Origin of the sequence: Pandoraea pulmonicola, from assembly GCF_000815105.2 — a bacterium.
GTDB classification, from domain to species: Bacteria; Pseudomonadota; Gammaproteobacteria; order Burkholderiales; family Burkholderiaceae; genus Pandoraea; species Pandoraea pulmonicola.
This window is the reverse complement of record NZ_CP010310.2, coordinates 5,161,733-5,178,444: the sequence shown is the minus strand read 5'-3', so window position 1 is coordinate 5,178,444 and position 16,712 is coordinate 5,161,733. Positions and strand designations below refer to the sequence as shown.

Here is a 16,712-nt window from a genome sequence, read left to right as displayed (position 1 = left end):
AGCTGGAATGAGTGACGTAATTGTGCTAAATTGGAGTCATCCAATTCGACGTCGGGGGGTGAGGATGTTGCGGCAGCTCTCGCGTCGGCATCGTTGTTCAGAACAGCGCAATTGCGCATCTGCGTCACCCTCGAAACACGGCACGACCCCTGGCGAATTTCGCGCGGTTGGCGAAAGGTTGCCGGCCGCCGGATCGCAAGTTTTTTGTCGGCCTTCGCACGCGAACGGCTGATCTGTCACTTCGGCGATGCGCGCTCTCGCGTGTATCGCATCAACCTGAACGGACTGAGACCCTATGCTGAACTGGGAAGAAGACACCTCCATCGCCAAACCTGCCGCACCGGCGGCATCCCTCTCGCCGGAGCCGAACATTCTCGGCACGCAAGGGGATACCCCGAATGTGATCGCCTCGCAGTCCACGCGCCGCGTGAGCGCTTCCGACAAGCGCGTGATCAACGGCACGACGGACGTGAACCAACTGGTGCCCTTCAAGTACAAGTGGGCCTGGGAAAAGTATCTGGCCGGTTGCGCGAACCACTGGATGCCGCAGGAAATCAACATGTCGCGCGACATCGCCCTGTGGAAGGATCCGAACGGCCTGACGGAAGACGAGCGACGCATCATCAAGCGCAACCTCGGCTTCTTCGTGACGGCCGACTCGCTCGCCGCGAACAACATCGTGCTGGGCACCTACCGCCACATCACGGCGCCTGAGTGCCGCCAGTTCCTGCTGCGCCAGGCGTTCGAAGAGGCGATCCACACGCACGCTTACCAATACATCGTCGAGAGCCTGGGCCTGGACGAGGGCGAGATCTTCAACGCGTATCACGAAGTGCCGTCGATTCGCGACAAGGACGAGTTCCTGCTGCCGTTCATCGAGGTGGTGGCCGACCCGTCGTTCACGACCGGCACGCAGGAAGCCGACCAGAAGCTGCTGCGCTCGCTGATCGTGTTCGCCTGCATCATGGAAGGCCTGTTCTTCTACGTCGGCTTCACGCAGATCCTCGCGCTGGGCCGCCAGAACAAGATGACCGGCGCCGCAGAGCAGTATCAGTACATCCTGCGCGACGAGTCGATGCACTGCAACTTCGGCATCGACCTGATCAACCAGGTGAAGCTGGAAAACCCTAACCTGTGGACGCCGGAGTTCCGCGAAGAGATCCGCAATCTGTTCCTGAAGGCTGTCGAGCTGGAGTACCGCTACGCCGAAGACACGATGCCGCGCGGCGTGCTCGGCCTGAACGCGGGCATGTTCAAGAGCTATCTGCGCTTCATCGCGAACCGTCGTTGCGCCCAGATCGGTCTCGAAGCGCTCTATCCGAACGAAGAGAATCCGTTCCCGTGGATGAGCGAGATGATCGACTTGAAGAAGGAGCGCAACTTCTTCGAGACGCGAGTGATCGAGTACCAGACCGGTGGCGCACTGAGCTGGGACTAAGCAATTCGAAGAAATGGGCTGCTGGCTGCAAAGCCAGCAGCCATGCGGCTTTCAAGAGGGTGATGTGTGCGTGCGGCGCACGTGTGACTGGTAGCAAGAGAAGCAGAAGAGAACGCGCAGGTCACGCACATCATCCTCGCCCACGCGTCGAGACGAACGCTTCGTGAGCGCGTCGCGCACATCGACATGCGAGTGCGCTGTGCATCAAATACAACAGATTGACTTCTTCATTGCGATTGATGTGCGCTTTTTTGTGCGCAAAGTATTAACATCGCATCACAAAAGAATTATTATTCGCTCAAATAAATTGCAGTCTCGATGAACACACGAAAGCGTGCATCGCTTTCCTCCCGCGACAGAGAGCTGGTAGTTACGGAGCGTAAAAACCTTGGTGCATAGCAAGCAGTATCGCTTATCCGCTATCGCAATCTCCTCCATCCCGATGACGGGACAGGCAAGCTACCCCCCGAAGAATCTGGCGAATCCCCCTTCTCAAGACAATCGAATTGCTGGCGGCAATGTCGCCGGCAATTTTTTTGCGCGCGTGAGCACACACGGTCCGCATCATGCGCGCAGCGCCGAATTCATTAGCGTAAGCCGTCGATGTCCGATGCGTACGCCGATGAATAGCCCGCTCGCCGGCGGTTCGCCGCGCGGTGGTCGGGTTTCCTTCTCAGGTGGTTTGTTTGAGTGATCTCTTACGTTAAGGAGTAATGTGATGGCTACTACTGCTAAGAAAAAACCCGCAGCCAAGAAGGCTGCTGCCAAGAAGCCCGTCGCCAAGAAGGCCGTGGCCGCCAAGAAGCCGGTCGCCAAGAAGGCAGCAGTGAAGAAGGTTGCCGCCAAGAAGCCGGCAGCCAAGAAGGCCGCGGCGAAGAAGCCGGTCGCCAAGAAGGCAGCAGTGAAGAAGGTTGCCGCTAAGAAGCCGGCAGCCAAGAAGGCAGTGAAGAAGGTTGCCGCCAAGAAGCCGGCGGCCAAGAAGGCCGCGGTCAAGAAAGTCGCCGCCAAGAAGCCGGCAGCCAAGAAGGCAGTGAAGAAGGTTGCTGCCAAGAAGGCTGCCGCCAAGAAGCCGGCTGCGAAGAAGGCTGCTGCCAAGAAGCCTGCTGCGAAGAAGGCTGCCGCCAAGAAGCCTGCTGCGAAGAAGGCTGCTGCCAAGAAGCCCGCTGCGAAGAAGGCCGCTGCCAAGAAGCCTGCTGCGAAGAAGGTCGCCGCCAAGCCTGCCGCTGCTGCTGCTCCCGCAGCGGCTCCGGCTGCAGCAAAGACGGCACTGAACCCGGCAGCGGCATGGCCGTTCCCGACCGGCAGCCGTCCGTAATTCGAGTGCCGATGCAGGAACCAAGGCACTTCGGTGTCTTTTGATCGAGTAGGCCTACTCGATCCGAAACCCGCTGTGATGCTTAGGTGTCACAGCGGGTTTTTTCATGGGCCTCACCCATGCCGCGTCCATACCGCCCCAATGAAAAACGGGCGACATGTGTCGCCCGTCGAGATGCGGAGTGAGGCGAAGCAATCTCGCCTCGCTCCCTTGCCGCCTCATTGCCAGCGCATCGCGTTCGTTGCGCCTGCCGTACCGAATAATACCGAAGCGCCAGTGGTCAGTGCGTCACGCGCGTCACGCCACCGCTCGAGAGCAAGCGTACGCGCTGGCCCGGCTGGAAGGCCTCGTCGGCATCCTGCGTGATCGCACGCAGTTCGCCGTTGTCGAGCCGCACGGTGATTTCCAGGCCGGCCTTCTTGCTCATGCGGTTCTCGATGGCTTGCCCGGCAACCGCACCCAGCAAACCGCCGACGATACCCGTCGCGATCGAACCGCGGCCGCCACCGATGGCGCTGCCGCCGATGGCGCCGAGCGCGCCGCCGCCCGCGATGCCGAGAATGCCCGGTTCGCCATTGCTGCTGTCGATCGTGACCGGACGAACCGACTCGACCGTGCCCATGCGTACGACCTGTTCACGTTGTGCCTGACGGCTGCTGTAGACGCTCGCGGAGTTGCTCGGACCGAACGCCGTGCAGGCGGACAGGGAGAGCGAAGCCGCGGCGGCGAGAAGGATTAGCGGTGTGGTCAGTCGTGCCATCGTTGTGCCTTTATAAAATCACTCGAAGCGGTGGCCGAACGCTTCTTCGTATTGCGCGTCGATTTCGGCGCGCGTGGGTGCATAAGTCTGCGGGCCCTGCTCGGCGATCTTGAGCGAACCCATCAGGCTGGCCAGGCGGCCGGTGGTCGGCCAGTCGAGACCCTTTTCGATGCCATAGAGCAGACCGCCACGGAATGCGTCGCCGCAGCCGGTGGGGTCGACGACACGCTTGGCGGCCACGGCAGGAATGTCGTGCTGCTTGCCGCCGGCGAAGATCAGAGCCCCGTGCTCTCCGCGCGTGACGACAAGTGCCTCGACACGCGACTGCAGGTCTTCCATCGACCAGCCGGTCTTCGTGGCGAGGAGCTTGGCTTCGTAGTCGTTGACCGCAAGATACGTAGCGAGTTCCACCATGCGGCGAAGCGCCTCGGGCGAGAGGAGCGGCAGGCCCTGACCCGGGTCGAACACGAAGGGTACTCCGGCGGCGGCGAAACCTTCGGCGTGGGTGAGCATGGCGTCGGGGGCGTCCGGGGCGACGATGCCGAGCTTGGCGCCCTTCGCATCGGCCACGCGGTTTTGCGCCGAGAACATCATTGCGCCCGGGTGGAAGGCGGTGATCTGGTTGTTGTCCAGATCGGTCGTGATCATCGCGTTGGCGGTCATGCTGCCGGTCACGGTGCGCACGAATTCGGTCGTCATGCCGAGCGACTGGAAGCGCTCGAGGTAGGCAGCGCCATCTTCGCCGACCGTGGCCATGACGAGCGGCTTGCCGCCGAGCAGGTGGAGGCTGTAGCCGATGTTGCCCGCGCAGCCGCCGAAATTGCGGCGCATCGTCGGCACCAGGAAGCTGACGTTCAGGATATGCACCTGATCAGGCAGGATGTGCTCGCCGAAGCGGCCTTCGAACGTCATGATGTTGTCGTAGGCGAGCGAGCCGCAGATCACGGTAGTCACGGGATAGATCCTTGCGAAAGGTGTTGGGGGGCTGCAAGTCTCGACAGGCGGCCGCGGTGTGGGCGCCACTTCGCCCAGTCGTCACAGAGGAAGCGGCGCCATCTGGCGGAAACCGGCGACACCGAAGAAGCCGGAGAAACGGGGAAACGCTGCCGGCGGACATCGACGCACTGCGACGTGTATCGAGAAGCGCCGAAGCGTTTCGATTCGCACCAGCGAAATCACGATGCCGGTGTGCAGGCGCGTGAGCACACCGGACCGAACGGCAATGGCTTACGCCTTGGCGGCGAGTGCCGCGTCGTAGTTCGGCTCGTTCTTGATTTCCGGCACGAGTTCGGCGTGGATGACACGGTTGTCCGCGTCGAGCACCACGACGGCGCGGGCCGCAACGCCGGCGAGCGGGCCGGTGGAGATCGCCACACCGTAGTCCTTGAGGAAATCACGGCCGCGCATGGTCGACAGCGTAACGACGTTGGTCAGCCCTTCGGTGGCGCAGAAACGGCTCATCGCGAACGGCAGATCGGCCGAAATGACGAGCACGACGGTGTTCTCGAGCTTGCTGGCTGCTTCGTTGAACTTGCGGGTAGACGTAGCGCAGGTCGGCGTGTCGAGGCTCGGCACAATGTTGAGGATCTTGCGCTTGCCGGCGAAGTCGTCGAGCGAGACGTCCTGCAGCTTGGCGTTGACCAGCTTGAAGGCCGGTGCGGTCTGCCCCTTCTGCGGGAACTGGCCGTCAACTTCGATGGGGTTGCCCCCGAGCGTGACTTGGGACATCGATATCTCCTAGGTTGAGTGTGGCATCGCGTTTCAAGGATAGAACGCGAGCACCCGATAGTTACTGGCTAGCGCAGCCTGCGCCGACAATCGTAACCGAATCGTGCGCTCGTTGCGTGGCGCCATCCCAGCATCGCGCAACGAGGCATCGGTGACGTAGTCGTCGGCGCCGAAAACCCGTCGCACGACCGGCTTGCCGTCGATGTCCGACAGCGTCAGCTCGAGCGACGGCCAGGCGAGCGTGTAATCGGCCTGATTGCGAATGAAGACGGTGAGCGTCATCGGCACGGTGTCGCCGGGTGAGGACGAAACGTCGCTTGCGACGCTCACACCCGATGCCGTATCGGCCGTCGCGCCGACCATCGCGTCGCTCGCGCCCGGTTCATCGGTCACGAGCGTGACGCTCGAAATCTGGATCATGTCCGGCTGACGGGGCGGCGCCACCGTCACGTGCAGCGGACGGCCCACTGCCGCGAATACGCCGCGCAATGCCGGAATGCGGTCGACGAGCCCCGCGCGCTCGAGCCACGCCCATTGCGCAAGCAGGCCCACGATCGTCAGCGTGAGCAGCACGCGCCAGACCACGCGCGCGGCGCGCGGGCGCCCAGCGCGTTCGGCGCTGCCGGACGACGTCTGTGCCGTGGTGTGAGCCGGCGCGGATGTGGGAGCGTCCAGCGCGGCGGGATCGTCGTCGAGATAGCGACCTGGGCCGTGCTGCATCTGAGCGCGGCTTTCGTCGGGCGTACCGAGCAGCGCGGCAATGGCCGTGGGCGTGAGCATTTCCGGAATCGGCCGCTTCTCGCCGCCGGAACTGGCGCCTTGTGTCGAAGCGACCGACGTGTCGGTGTTGTCCGCGGTCCGGGACGCGACCGCCGGGGCGGGGGTGGCGTCGGCAGTTTGTGCGAGATTGCCGGCGTCGACGGCGTTTGCAACGCTTGCTGGCGTGTTGCGTGCAACTTCCGCTGCTGGCTGGATGCCCGCGGCCGGGGAGCCAGCCTCATCGTTCGGCGGCTCGCACAGATAGGCGCGCCCGTCGAACACTTCGTGACAGTGGCCGCAGCGCACGAGGCCGTCGCGCAGCTTGAGTTGATCCCCGACGACGCGAAAGACGGTATGACAGTGGGGGCAGCGAGTGGCGAGAACGCGCGAGGACTGGTTCATGGGAGTCGTCGCGTCGTCGTCGGCTCAGCTGGCGGCCTGCCCGTGCAGGCAGACCCAGCCGTCGTGAGCGCGCCAGACCGACATCTTCATATAGGGCGCGTAGGCCGCGATCACTTCGTCGGCCTGTCGCTCCAGCACGCCCGACAGCGCGAGCCGTCCCCCCGGCGCTACGCGCGACGTCAACATCGACGCGAGCAGCTTGAGGGGATTCGACAGGATGTTCGCGACCACGATATCGAATTGACCGTCACGCAGATCGTCGGGCAGCCCGTATTCGACCGGTGCGTGATTGCGTTCGCTGTTGTAGCGGGCCGATTCGACCGCCTGCGGGTCGATATCGATGCCGACGACAGGATCCGCGCCGCACTTGCGAGCCAGAATGGCCAGAATGCCCGAGCCGCAGCCATAGTCGAGCAACGACTGTCCGGGCTGCACGTGCTGCTCGAGCCATTCCATGCAAAGACGCGTGGTCGGGTGGCTGCCGGTGCCGAACGCCAGACCCGGATCGAGCTCGAGCACCAGGGCGTCGGCATCCGGCGCGTCGTGCCAGGATGGCACGACCCAGATGCGCTGGCCGATCTGCATCGGCTCGAACTGCGATTGCGTCAGACGCACCCAGTCCTGCTCCTCGACGTCGCGCAGCGCAAACGCCGGCGACTCGCCGAGGCCGAGCTCGTTGACGGCCGCCGCGAGCAGCACGGCGGCGTCCTGGTCCTCGCCCACGAGGGCCACCACGCGCGAGCGTTGCCACGCGGTGTCCTTCGGGGTGAGGCCCGGCTCGCCGAACATCGGTTGCTCGTCGGGCGTGTCGGCGTCCGCGTCCTCCACGGACACCGACAGCACGCCCAGATCGAGCAGGGCGTCCGACAGGGCCTCGGCTTGGGCGCGGGCAACTTCAACGACGATTTCGCGATACATGGCGAGCGGTTCCTGCTTCAATTGATGCTTAATTGCCGCCGACGGCAGACTTCTGCGCCAGCTTGTGTTCCAGATAGTGAATGCTCGTGCCGCCTTCGACGAACTTGGCGTCGAGCATCAGTTCCCGGTGCAGCGGGATGTTCGTCTGGATACCTTCGATCACGATTTCCGACAGCGCCACGCGCATGCGGCGGATGGCCTGCTCGCGCGTTGCACCGTAGGCGATCAGCTTGCCGATCATCGAATCGTAGTTGGGCGGCACGAAGTAGCCGTTGTAGGCGTGCGAGTCGACGCGAATGCCGGGGCCGCCCGGCATGTGCCAGGACGTGATGCGCCCCGGCGACGGCGTGAACTTGAACGGATCTTCGGCGTTGATGCGGCACTCGATGGCGTGACCCTGGAACTGGATGTCGCGCTGACGGTAGGCAAGCTTTTCACCAGCCGCGATGCGGATCTGTTCCTGCACGATGTCGATGCCGGTGATCATTTCCGTGACCGGGTGTTCGACCTGCACGCGGGTGTTCATCTCGATGAAGTAGAACTCGCCGTTCTCGTACAGGAATTCGAACGTACCGGCGCCCACGTAGCCCATCTTCTTGCAAGCGTCGGCGCAACGGTCGCCGATGCGCTCGATCAGACGGCGCGGAATCAGCGGCGCGGTCGCCTCTTCGATCACCTTCTGGTGACGACGCTGCATCGAGCAGTCGCGCTCGCCCAGCCAGACGGCGTTCTTGTGCTTGTCGGCGAGCACCTGGATTTCGATATGGCGCGGGTTCTCGAGGAACTTCTCCATATAGACTTCCGGGTTGCCGAAAGCACGGCCGGCCTCTTCACGCGTCATGTTGACGGCGTTCACCAGCGCGGCTTCGGTGTGCACCACGCGCATGCCGCGACCGCCGCCGCCGCCTGCGGCCTTGATGATCACCGGATAGCCGATCTGGCGTGCAATGCGCACGATCTCCTTCGGATCGTCGGGCAACGCGCCTTCCGAACCCGGCACGCACGGCACGCCGGTCTTGATCATGGTCTGCTTGGCCGAGACCTTGTCGCCCATCAGGCGGATAGTGTCGGGACGCGGGCCGATGAAAGTGAAGCCCGATTGCTCGACGCGCTCGGCGAAGTCGGCGTTTTCCGAAAGAAAGCCGTAGCCGGGGTGGATGGCCTGGGCGTCGGTGACTTCCGCCGCGCTGATGAGCGCCGGCATATTGAGGTAACTCTGGGCCGAGGGCGCCGGGCCGATACAGACCGACTCGTCGGCGAGCTTCACGTACTTCGCGTCCTTGTCGGCTTCGGAGTAGACGACAACGGTCTTGATGCCCATCTCACGGCACGCGCGCTGAATGCGCAGAGCGATTTCGCCGCGGTTGGCGATGAGGATTTTTTCAAACATTATGTGCAGTCCTGCCCGTAAGGGGAGAGGAGCGGGGCCGGACGCCGCGCGCTGTCGCGTGGCAGCCCCGGCGTCCGACAACCGGCATTAGCCGATCACGAACAGCGGTTGACCGTATTCCACGGCCTGACCGTTCTCGACGAGGATTTCCTTGATCACGCCTGCCTTGTCCGACTCGATCTCGTTGAGCAGCTTCATCGCTTCGATGATGCACAGCGTCTGGCCTTCCTTGACCGAGTCGCCGACTTGCACGAACGCATCGGCGCCCGGCGACGGTGCACGATAGAACGTGCCGACCATCGGCGACGTCACGACGTGACCCTGCGGCTGTGCCGGGGCGGCGGGCGCGGCCGGCGCAGCGGCGGCCGCGACAGGAGCTTGCGCGGCGACCTGCGGCGCGGCGGCCGGCATGGCCATCTGCATCGGCGCGGCGATCACCTGGGGCGGCGCCTTGACGATGCGGACCTTGCCTTCGCCTTCGGTGACTTCGAGCTCGGAAATACCCGATTCGGCCACGAGGTCGATCAACGTCTTGAGTTTGCGCAAATCCATGAAGGAAGCTCCTTGATTCTGTATCGACGCGGGGCAGCGCCCCGCGAGGGGAGATAGGGGATGAAAGGACTACCCGCCGGCGAGGCGCCGCAGGGCAAAATCGAGTGCGTAGACGTAGCCGCGCCAGCCCAGGCCGCAGATCACACCTTGCGCGATATCGGAAAAGTACGAGTGATGCCGGAAGGCTTCGCGCGCATGAACGTTCGAGAGATGGACCTCGACGAACGGGATGCCGACACCGGCCAGCGCGTCGCGGATGGCCACGCTGGTATGGGTGTAAGCCGCCGGATTGATGACGATGAAGTCGATCGACTCACCGCGCGCCGCCTGAATCCGGTCAACGAGCGCACCTTCGTGATTGCTCTGGAATGTCACCACTTCCGCGCCGGCCGCCTTGGCCTCCGTATCCAGCGCCTGGTCGATGTCGGCCAGCGTCGTGCGACCGTACACTTCCGGCTCGCGAGTACCGAGCAGGTTCAGGTTTGGGCCATGGAGCACGAGAATGCGGTGAGGCATCGGCGAATCAAAATTCACGAAATTGGGCGCAATTAAACGCCAGTTGGTCGATTTTGTCCAGTGGGGTGAAAAACAGTCCCGCTCCGCTTAAGCTTGGCGGGGCTTCCCACGATGTCAGGCGACGGACCGGCTGAACACGCGCGCTGCGGCTCTCGATACCGATAGGGTCAGATCAGCGGCTTGAGGGCCGTGCGGACCTCGTCCGACGTGATCCGGCCGAGTTTTTCGTAATGCACGCGCCCCCGAGTGTCGACGATCACGGTAAAGGGCAACGCGCCGGCCTTGTTGCCGAGGGCGCGCGCCAGATCGGTGCCCGCGTAACCTGCGACCAGCAGCGGATAGTCGACTTTCACCTTCCGCTCGAAAGCGATCATGTTCTGCGCTGTATCGATGCCGATCCCGACGAATTGGACGTTTTTGCTGCCATATTCCGTCGCCAGCGCCTGCAGATCCGGCATTTCTTCCACACAGGGTCCGCACCACGGCGCCCAGAAGTTCACGACGAGCGTCTTGCCCCGCCATTGCGAGACGGCCTGCTCGTTGCCCTCCAGGTCGGGCAGCCGAGTGGCGAGTAACTGCGCGACCGCGGCGTTGGCGGCGTCGTTCGACTGCTGATTCCGGTGGCCGAACCAGAAGCCCGTCCCCGATCCCACCAGCGCGAGAATCAAGAGAATCGCAATGCGTTTTGCCATGATGATGAAGATAGGCGAAAGAGTTCGGAGAGTACGGTAAACGAAAAGCGACGACGAATTGCGGAGAAATGGTGGCGAATGAAGGCCATCTTGCCGCGATCCGCGCGCATGTCAACCGCTGTGCGCGGCCTGCGAGGTCTCTGTTTCCGCGATGAGCGCGCGCAGGCCCTCGGCGTCCGTGCGGACTGTTCGCCCATTTCCGTCGGTTGCCTTGAGCGCGCCGCGCATGTCGTCGAGCGCGTAGAGCGACAGATGGATGCCGGCCGGCTCACCGCGCTGACCGCGGGTGCGCCACAGGAAACTCAACGTCTCGACCGTGCCCCGGCCATTGAAATGGCGGGTTTCGGAGACTTCGTAATCGATGCCGCGATTGAGCAGATCGATGGCGACTTCCTTCGGGTTGTCGCAGAAAGCCTGCAGATAGATATCGGATAGCGCCGTGGCCGTGCCATTGTATACAGCGCCGGTGATGTACGGCCGGTAGCGGGCGAGTTCGGTCATGACCGTCAACGCGACATCACGCAGGTAGGCCAGCTCGGCCGGTTGGGTGTCGGAAAGGAACGTCTGCACGTATTCCCGCACTTCGGCTTCGATCTGGTCGTTATCCGGCAGCAATTCACCCGCAACCCGGTTCTCGCCCGTGATCTGCTTCGCCGCCTTGCGCTTGGCGGTAGCGTAGTCGGCGCCCTCCTCGGCGATGAGGCGGGCGGCCGCCAGCGCAATTTCTTCGCGCAGGCGCTGGGCGTCGTTCCAGGATTTGCGTGTCATGTCGTCGATGATACCCGAAAGGCGTTGCCCGGCTCGCCGCAGGTACAATGGAGCCCTTGGCTTTGCACTACCCCGATTCCCGTACGGGTCCGACCCGTTCTCACCACGCTCCCCATCCATGCATATTCATATTCTTGGTATCTGCGGCACGTTCATGGGCGGTCTGGCAGTCCTCGCGCGTCAGGCCGGTCACACCGTCACGGGTTGCGATGCCAACGTCTATCCGCCGATGAGCACCCAGCTCGAGGCGCAAGGCATTCGCCTGATCGAGGGCTTCGACGCCGATCAGGTCTCACTCAAGCCCGATCTGTTCGTGATCGGGAACGTCGTGTCGCGCGGCAACGCGTTGATGGAAGAGATACTGAATCGGAATCTGCCTTACACCTCCGGTCCGCAGTGGCTTGGTGAGCACGTACTGTCGAAAAAGTGGGTCCTGGCGGTGGCCGGCACGCACGGCAAGACGACCACGACGTCGATGCTGACGTGGATTCTGGAGGACGCCGGTTACCAGCCGGGCTTTCTCGTCGGCGGCGTGCCGATGAACTTCGGCATTTCGGCGCGGCTCACCGACAGCGACTTCTTCGTGATCGAGGCCGATGAGTACGACACGGCGTTCTTCGACAAGCGCTCGAAGTTCGTCCACTACCGTCCGCGTACGGCGGTTCTGAACAATCTGGAGTTCGATCACGCCGACATCTTCCCCGATCTGAATGCGATCGAAACCCAATTCCATCATTTGGTGCGCACCGTTCCCGGGCAGGGCCGTCTGATCGTCAATGGCCGCGAAGGGGCGCTGGAGCGCGTGCTGGCCCGCGGTTGCTGGAGCGAGGTGGAGCGGTTCGGTGTGGCTGACGGCTGGCACGTCGCGCAGGCCAACGATTCGCTCGCCTCCGGGCAGGAAGCGTTCTGGGTCCACCACGGTCAGGCGGCCGCCGGCGAGGTGAAGTGGGCGCTGCAGGGCGAACACAACCGGATGAACGCGCTCGCGGCCATCGCCGCCGCCCGCCACGTCGGCGTGCCGGCGGAGCAGGCGGCGGCTTCGCTGGGCAAGTTCCAGAACGTCAAACGGCGCATGGAAGTGCGCGGGGTGGCCGACGGCGTGACCGTCTACGACGACTTTGCCCACCACCCGACCGCTATCCAGACGACGCTCGCCGGCCTGCGACGCCGGGCGGGCGGCGCGCGGATCCTGGCGGTGCTCGAGCCGCGATCGAACACGATGAAGCTCGGCGTGATGAAAGCGCAACTGCCCGCGAGCCTGGCCGACGCCGATCTCGTCTTCGGCTATGGCGCACCGTCGGGCAAGGATGCGCTCGGCTGGAATCTCGCCGAAGCGCTGGCGCCGCTGGGCGCGCGTGCCCAGGCGTTCAGCGAGATCGACGGTCTCGTGCGGGCCGTGAGTGCGGCGGCACAACCCGGCGACCAGATCGTGGTGATGAGTAACGGCGGCTTCGGCGGCATTCACCAGAAGCTGCTCGACGCGCTGACGGCGCGTGCCTGAGTGAACCCGAGCGCGCTCGAACCCCTCGAGCGACACTGGCGCGGTACCCGCGCGACTCGCGCGTGGCTGGCGTACGCGCCGGCCGACAATGTTCTTCCGGAGGCTTCATGATTCTCTATTTGCACGGCTTCCGTTCGTCGCCGCGTTCCTTCAAGGCGCAGTTGATGGCGGCCCGCATGCATCGGCTCGGGCTCGGCCACCAGTGGGCCTGTCCGCAACTGCCGCCCTCGCCGCTGGCGGCGGTCGTCGACGCGCAGCGCCTGCTCACCGGCGTGAGCGCCGACGAGCTCACCATCGTCGGCAGTTCGCTGGGCGGCTATTACGCAACGTATCTCGCAGAAAAGCTGGGTTGCCGCGCGGTGCTTCTCAATCCCGCCACGCGTCCGTACGACGACCTGGGCAAGTGGCTCGGCGAGCAGCCGATGTGGCACGGCGGCGGCACGATCGTCGTGGAGCCGCGACATCTCGACGAACTGCGCATGATCGATGTGGAGCGGATCACGCGTCCCGAGCGCTATTACCTCGTGGCCGCGACCGGAGACCAGACGCTCGACTATCGCGACATGGTGGCGAAGTTTCCCGGCGCAAAACTGACGCTGATCGAGGGGAGCGACCACGGGATTTCCGATTTCGCCAATTACATGGACGACGTATTGCGCTTTGCCGGCGTCGACGTGCCTCCCGCGCCCGGCGCGGCGGGACCGTTCGCCGGCGAATGACGCGTTTGCCCGTTCTGCCTTAAACCGCCACACATTGGCGGGCTACAATATCGCCTATTGCGATCGATGGCTGTTTCATGAATATTTTTTTTGAGGAATCCGGCGGCTTCAAGGCCGGCACGGTGTTGTCGCAGCAGGGCGAGTCGTATCAGGTGGAACTGCCTGGCGGGCGTCGCAGCAAGATCAAGGGACGCGACGTGCTGTTGCGCTTCGAATCGCCCACGCCCGCCGAGCTGATCGCGCAGGCCCAGGCCGCGGCCCAGGAAATCGACATGAGTTTCCTGTGGGAGTGCGCGCCCGCCGAAGAATTTCCCTTCCCGGCGCTCGCCGCCGAATACTTCGGCGAAGGCGCGAGCGCGGCGCAACAGGCTGGCCTGGCGCTGGCGCTGCAAGCTTCCCCGATCTACTTCCGCCGCAAGGGCCGCGGTCAATATCAGCGTGCGCCGCAGGAGCAGTTGCAGGCGGCGCTCGCAGGTCTTGCCCGCAAGCAACAGCAGGCCGAGCTGCAGGCAAGCTACGCCGATCAACTGATCGCGGGCACGCTGCCGGACGCCTTGCGCGGCAAGGAGTTGGCCCTGCTGTTCCGTCCGGACAAGAACGCGATCGAATGGAAGGCGCTCGACGCCGCCGCGATTGCGCTCGGCAAGACGCACGCCGAAGTGATGCTCGCCTGTGGCGGCATTTCGTCGCCGCGTGCTTATCACGAGGCGGCGTTCCTCTACGAGTACTTCCCGCGCGGTACCGGCTTCCCGGACGTCGGGGTGCCGCCGGTACCGACCGAAGCGCTTCCGCTGGCCGACGTGCAGGCATTCTCCATCGACGATTCGACGACCACCGAAATCGACGACGCGTTGTCGGTGCAATTGCTGCCGGACGGTCTCATGCGCGTGGGGATCCACATCGCGGCGCCGGCGCTCGGCATCGCGCGCGGCGACGCCATCGACGAGATCGCCCGCGTACGGCTGTCCACCGTGTACGCACCGGGCGAGAAGATCACGATGCTGCCCGACGCCGTGGTGGAGGCCTACACGCTCGCCGAGGGCGGTGCGCGCCCGGCGCTGTCGCTCTATGTGGTCGTCAAGGCGGACACATACGAGATCGTCGCCACCGAAACGCGCGCCGAACTCGTGCCCATTTCCGCGAACCTTCGACACAACGAGCTCGACTCGATCATCACGGCCGAGACACTGGCCGACGGCAGCGGCGACTATCCGCACAAGGAAGAACTCCGTCTGCTGTGGCCGTTCGCACAGTCGCTGTACGACAAGCGTCAGGCGGCGCGGGTCGGCTATGGCCTGCGTCCGGAAGTCCAGAACAAGACCGACTTCAACTTCTATGTCGATGGCGAGCGCGTCGAGATCAAGCAGCGCATGCGGGGCGCGCCGCTCGATCTGATCGTCGCGGAGATGGCAATTCTCGCGAACAGCCGTTGGGGACGATTGCTCGCCGAGTGCGGTGTGCCCGGCATCTACCGTGCGCAGCGCGCCTACGGCGTGAATCGCACGCGCATGCAGACGTCGCCGGCGCCGCATGAAGGGCTCGGTGTTGAGCAGTACGCGTGGAGCACGTCGCCGCTGCGCCGTTACGTCGATCTGGTCAACCAGTGGCAACTGCTCGCATGCGTGCGCCACGGCGTGACGGCGAAGCTCGCGGCGCCGTTCAAGCCCAAGGACGCCGATCTCTACGCTACGGTGTCGAGCTTCGAAGCCGCCTATGCCGCCTACGCGGAGCATCAGAGCCGCATGGAGCGCTACTGGTGCCTGCGCTGGCTGCTCCAGGAGAACCGTTCGCAGGTGCAGGCGAGCGTGCTCAAGGGCGACACGGTGCGGCTGAACGAGATTCCACTCACGCTGATCGTGCCGGGTCTCGGCCCGCATGCGCGCGGCACGCAGATCATGCTCGATATCCTGTCGCTCGACGTCGTCACGCTCGGCATTTCGGTGCGCATCGCGCAGGTTCTCGGCACGGGGCAGACCGCGTTGGCCGACGACGATGACGAAGGTGAGGGCGGTGAGGGCGATGGCGGCGAAGGCCAGAACGGCGAGGAAGGCGGCAGCAATACCGAGGGGGGCGACGGTAGCGAAGGCAACGACGGCAATGATGGAACCGGTAGCGGTGACGGCGATGGTCGCGATGCCGCCGCCGCGTCCGATGTTCCCGATGCCGCCGACGCATCGCCGCTGGCGGCCGCGCTGATGGCCGCGCAGCCGCGCGATACGTCGACAAACGCCGCGTGCTGAAACCTGCATTGGCCTCCGGCGCCACAGCCGCGGCGCGTCGTCGCGGCTGGCGGCTCATGCGCGAGCATCCGCTCGCCACGGGACTGGTGTTTTCGGCCATCGTGCACCTGCTCGCGCTGGCGGTGCATTTCGTCGCACCCGACAGTTTTCGTCTGCACAGCGCGGATACGCCGCTGGAGGTCGTGCTCGTCAACGCCAAGTCGTCCCACGCGCCCGAGAAGGCGACTGCCCTCGCGCAGGCCAATCTGGTGGGTGGCGGCGAGCACGACGGCGAACGCGCCACCTCGTCGTTGCCGTCGCGCGAGGTCGAACGCGACGGTGCTCCGGTCGCGCAGATGCAGCGTAACGTCAGCGATCTGGAGGCGATGCAGGAGAAGTTGCTCACCCAACTGCGCAGCCAGTATGCGGCAGCGCCCGAGGCCCAGCGCAACCGGGCCGATGCCGCGCAACGCGGTCACGGACTGGACGAACGGAACGTCGACCAGCAGATTGCGCGGTTGCAGGCGGAAATCGACAAGCAGTTGCGCGCCTATCAGACCCGCCCCAAGCGCGGTCAAGTCACGGCCAACACCCGGGAAGTGGCCTATGCCCGATATTTCGACGCTCTGCGGCATCGGGTCGAGCGCTACGGTACGGAACACTTCCCGCAGGTCGGCAACGAACGCCTCTACGGCGAGTTGATCGTTACGCTCAACGTCAACCAACGTGGCGGGCTCGGCTATCACAAGGACGGCTGGAATGTTGCCGGCGTGGAGGTGACGCGCGGTTCCGGCAACCGCGATCTGGATCGCCGTGCGGTGGCGATCGTGCAGGCGAGCGCGCCGTTCGGCGACTTTTCCCCAGAGATGAAGCAGCGCTACGACATTCTCGAAATCGTCACGCGCATGACCTTCACGCGACAGGGCGTGCAGGCCGAAACGCTGGCTTCGCCGACGTCGGCCGCCGCGGTCACGGAATTGCCGCGATAGACGGCGATCGGACGCGTTCGCGTCCGTTGGTGTGTGATGTCAGCCG

The 16,712-nt window shown here is 64.3% G+C and carries 16 protein-coding genes; 6 read left to right on the top strand and 10 right to left on the bottom strand.

What is annotated here, in order from left to right:
- Nucleotides 1-295: 295 nt before the first annotated feature.
- Complete coding sequence (locus RO07_RS22285; RefSeq protein WP_039405914.1) at nt 296-1,438, top strand: ribonucleotide-diphosphate reductase subunit beta; 1,143 nt, start codon at nt 296-298, stop codon at nt 1,436-1,438.
- A gap of 718 nt (nt 1,439-2,156) precedes the next feature.
- Nucleotides 2,157-2,753: a histone H1-like DNA-binding protein gene (locus tag RO07_RS22280; RefSeq protein ID WP_039405911.1), complete on the top strand. Its 597-nt coding sequence runs from the start codon at nt 2,157-2,159 to the stop codon at nt 2,751-2,753.
- Between the two features lie 280 nt (nt 2,754-3,033).
- Here the strand turns inward: RO07_RS22280 and RO07_RS22275 are convergent, their stop codons facing one another.
- The 10 genes from RO07_RS22275 to RO07_RS22230 all read right to left on the bottom strand — a co-directional run bounded on the left by RO07_RS22275 (nt 3,034) and on the right by RO07_RS22230 (nt 11,238).
- On the bottom strand, nt 3,034-3,513 hold the full coding sequence (locus tag RO07_RS22275) for an outer membrane lipoprotein (protein WP_039405909.1): 480 nt from the start codon (nt 3,511-3,513) through the stop codon (nt 3,034-3,036).
- An 18-nt stretch (nt 3,514-3,531) separates the two neighbouring features.
- Nucleotides 3,532-4,467: a carbohydrate kinase family protein gene (locus RO07_RS22270; protein ID WP_039405906.1), complete on the bottom strand. Its 936-nt coding sequence runs from the start codon at nt 4,465-4,467 to the stop codon at nt 3,532-3,534.
- A 273-nt stretch (nt 4,468-4,740) separates the two neighbouring features.
- Nucleotides 4,741-5,241, bottom strand: a complete 501-nt coding sequence (tpx, locus tag RO07_RS22265; RefSeq protein WP_039405903.1) for a thiol peroxidase — start codon at nt 5,239-5,241, stop codon at nt 4,741-4,743.
- Nucleotides 5,242-5,274: 33 nt separating this feature from the next.
- Nucleotides 5,275-6,402: a DUF3426 domain-containing protein gene (locus RO07_RS22260; RefSeq protein WP_039405899.1), complete on the bottom strand. Its 1,128-nt coding sequence runs from the start codon at nt 6,400-6,402 to the stop codon at nt 5,275-5,277.
- Between the two features lie 24 nt (nt 6,403-6,426).
- Nucleotides 6,427-7,320 carry a 50S ribosomal protein L11 methyltransferase gene (gene prmA / locus RO07_RS22255; RefSeq protein ID WP_039413312.1) on the bottom strand — a complete coding sequence of 298 codons (894 nt, stop codon included), beginning with the start codon at nt 7,318-7,320 and terminating at the stop codon, nt 6,427-6,429.
- A 28-nt stretch (nt 7,321-7,348) separates the two neighbouring features.
- Nucleotides 7,349-8,710, bottom strand: a complete 1,362-nt coding sequence (gene accC / locus RO07_RS22250; RefSeq protein WP_039405896.1) for an acetyl-CoA carboxylase biotin carboxylase subunit — start codon at nt 8,708-8,710, stop codon at nt 7,349-7,351.
- An 87-nt stretch (nt 8,711-8,797) separates the two neighbouring features.
- Nucleotides 8,798-9,262, bottom strand: a complete 465-nt coding sequence (gene accB, locus RO07_RS22245; RefSeq protein WP_039405892.1) for an acetyl-CoA carboxylase biotin carboxyl carrier protein — start codon at nt 9,260-9,262, stop codon at nt 8,798-8,800.
- A gap of 69 nt (nt 9,263-9,331) precedes the next feature.
- On the bottom strand, nt 9,332-9,778 hold the full coding sequence (gene aroQ, locus RO07_RS22240; protein ID WP_039405889.1) for a type II 3-dehydroquinate dehydratase: 447 nt from the start codon (nt 9,776-9,778) through the stop codon (nt 9,332-9,334).
- A 167-nt stretch (nt 9,779-9,945) separates the two neighbouring features.
- Nucleotides 9,946-10,470, bottom strand: coding sequence for a TlpA family protein disulfide reductase (locus RO07_RS22235; protein WP_039405886.1), 525 nt, complete (start codon nt 10,468-10,470; stop codon nt 9,946-9,948).
- A gap of 111 nt (nt 10,471-10,581) precedes the next feature.
- Entirely contained in the window at nt 10,582-11,238 is a 657-nt protein-coding gene (locus RO07_RS22230) for a hypothetical protein (RefSeq protein ID WP_039413309.1), read from the bottom strand.
- A gap of 118 nt (nt 11,239-11,356) precedes the next feature.
- Between RO07_RS22230 and mpl the strand changes: the two genes are divergently transcribed.
- The 4 genes from mpl (at nt 11,357) to RO07_RS22210 (ending at nt 16,666) form a co-directional block, all read left to right on the top strand.
- Nucleotides 11,357-12,739: a UDP-N-acetylmuramate:L-alanyl-gamma-D-glutamyl-meso-diaminopimelate ligase gene (gene mpl, locus RO07_RS22225; protein ID WP_039405883.1), complete on the top strand. Its 1,383-nt coding sequence runs from the start codon at nt 11,357-11,359 to the stop codon at nt 12,737-12,739.
- Nucleotides 12,740-12,846: 107 nt separating this feature from the next.
- Nucleotides 12,847-13,458 (top strand): YqiA/YcfP family alpha/beta fold hydrolase, encoded by a 612-nt coding sequence (locus RO07_RS22220; protein ID WP_039405880.1) that lies wholly within the window; start codon nt 12,847-12,849, stop codon nt 13,456-13,458.
- 77 nt (nt 13,459-13,535) lie between these two features.
- Nucleotides 13,536-15,698 (top strand): ribonuclease catalytic domain-containing protein, encoded by a 2,163-nt coding sequence (locus tag RO07_RS22215; protein ID WP_039405877.1) that lies wholly within the window; start codon nt 13,536-13,538, stop codon nt 15,696-15,698.
- On the top strand, nt 15,692-16,666 hold the full coding sequence (locus RO07_RS22210; RefSeq protein ID WP_237171322.1) for an energy transducer TonB: 975 nt from the start codon (nt 15,692-15,694) through the stop codon (nt 16,664-16,666). Before RO07_RS22215 ends, RO07_RS22210 begins: the two co-directional genes overlap by 7 nt.
- Nucleotides 16,667-16,712 lie beyond the last annotated feature (46 nt).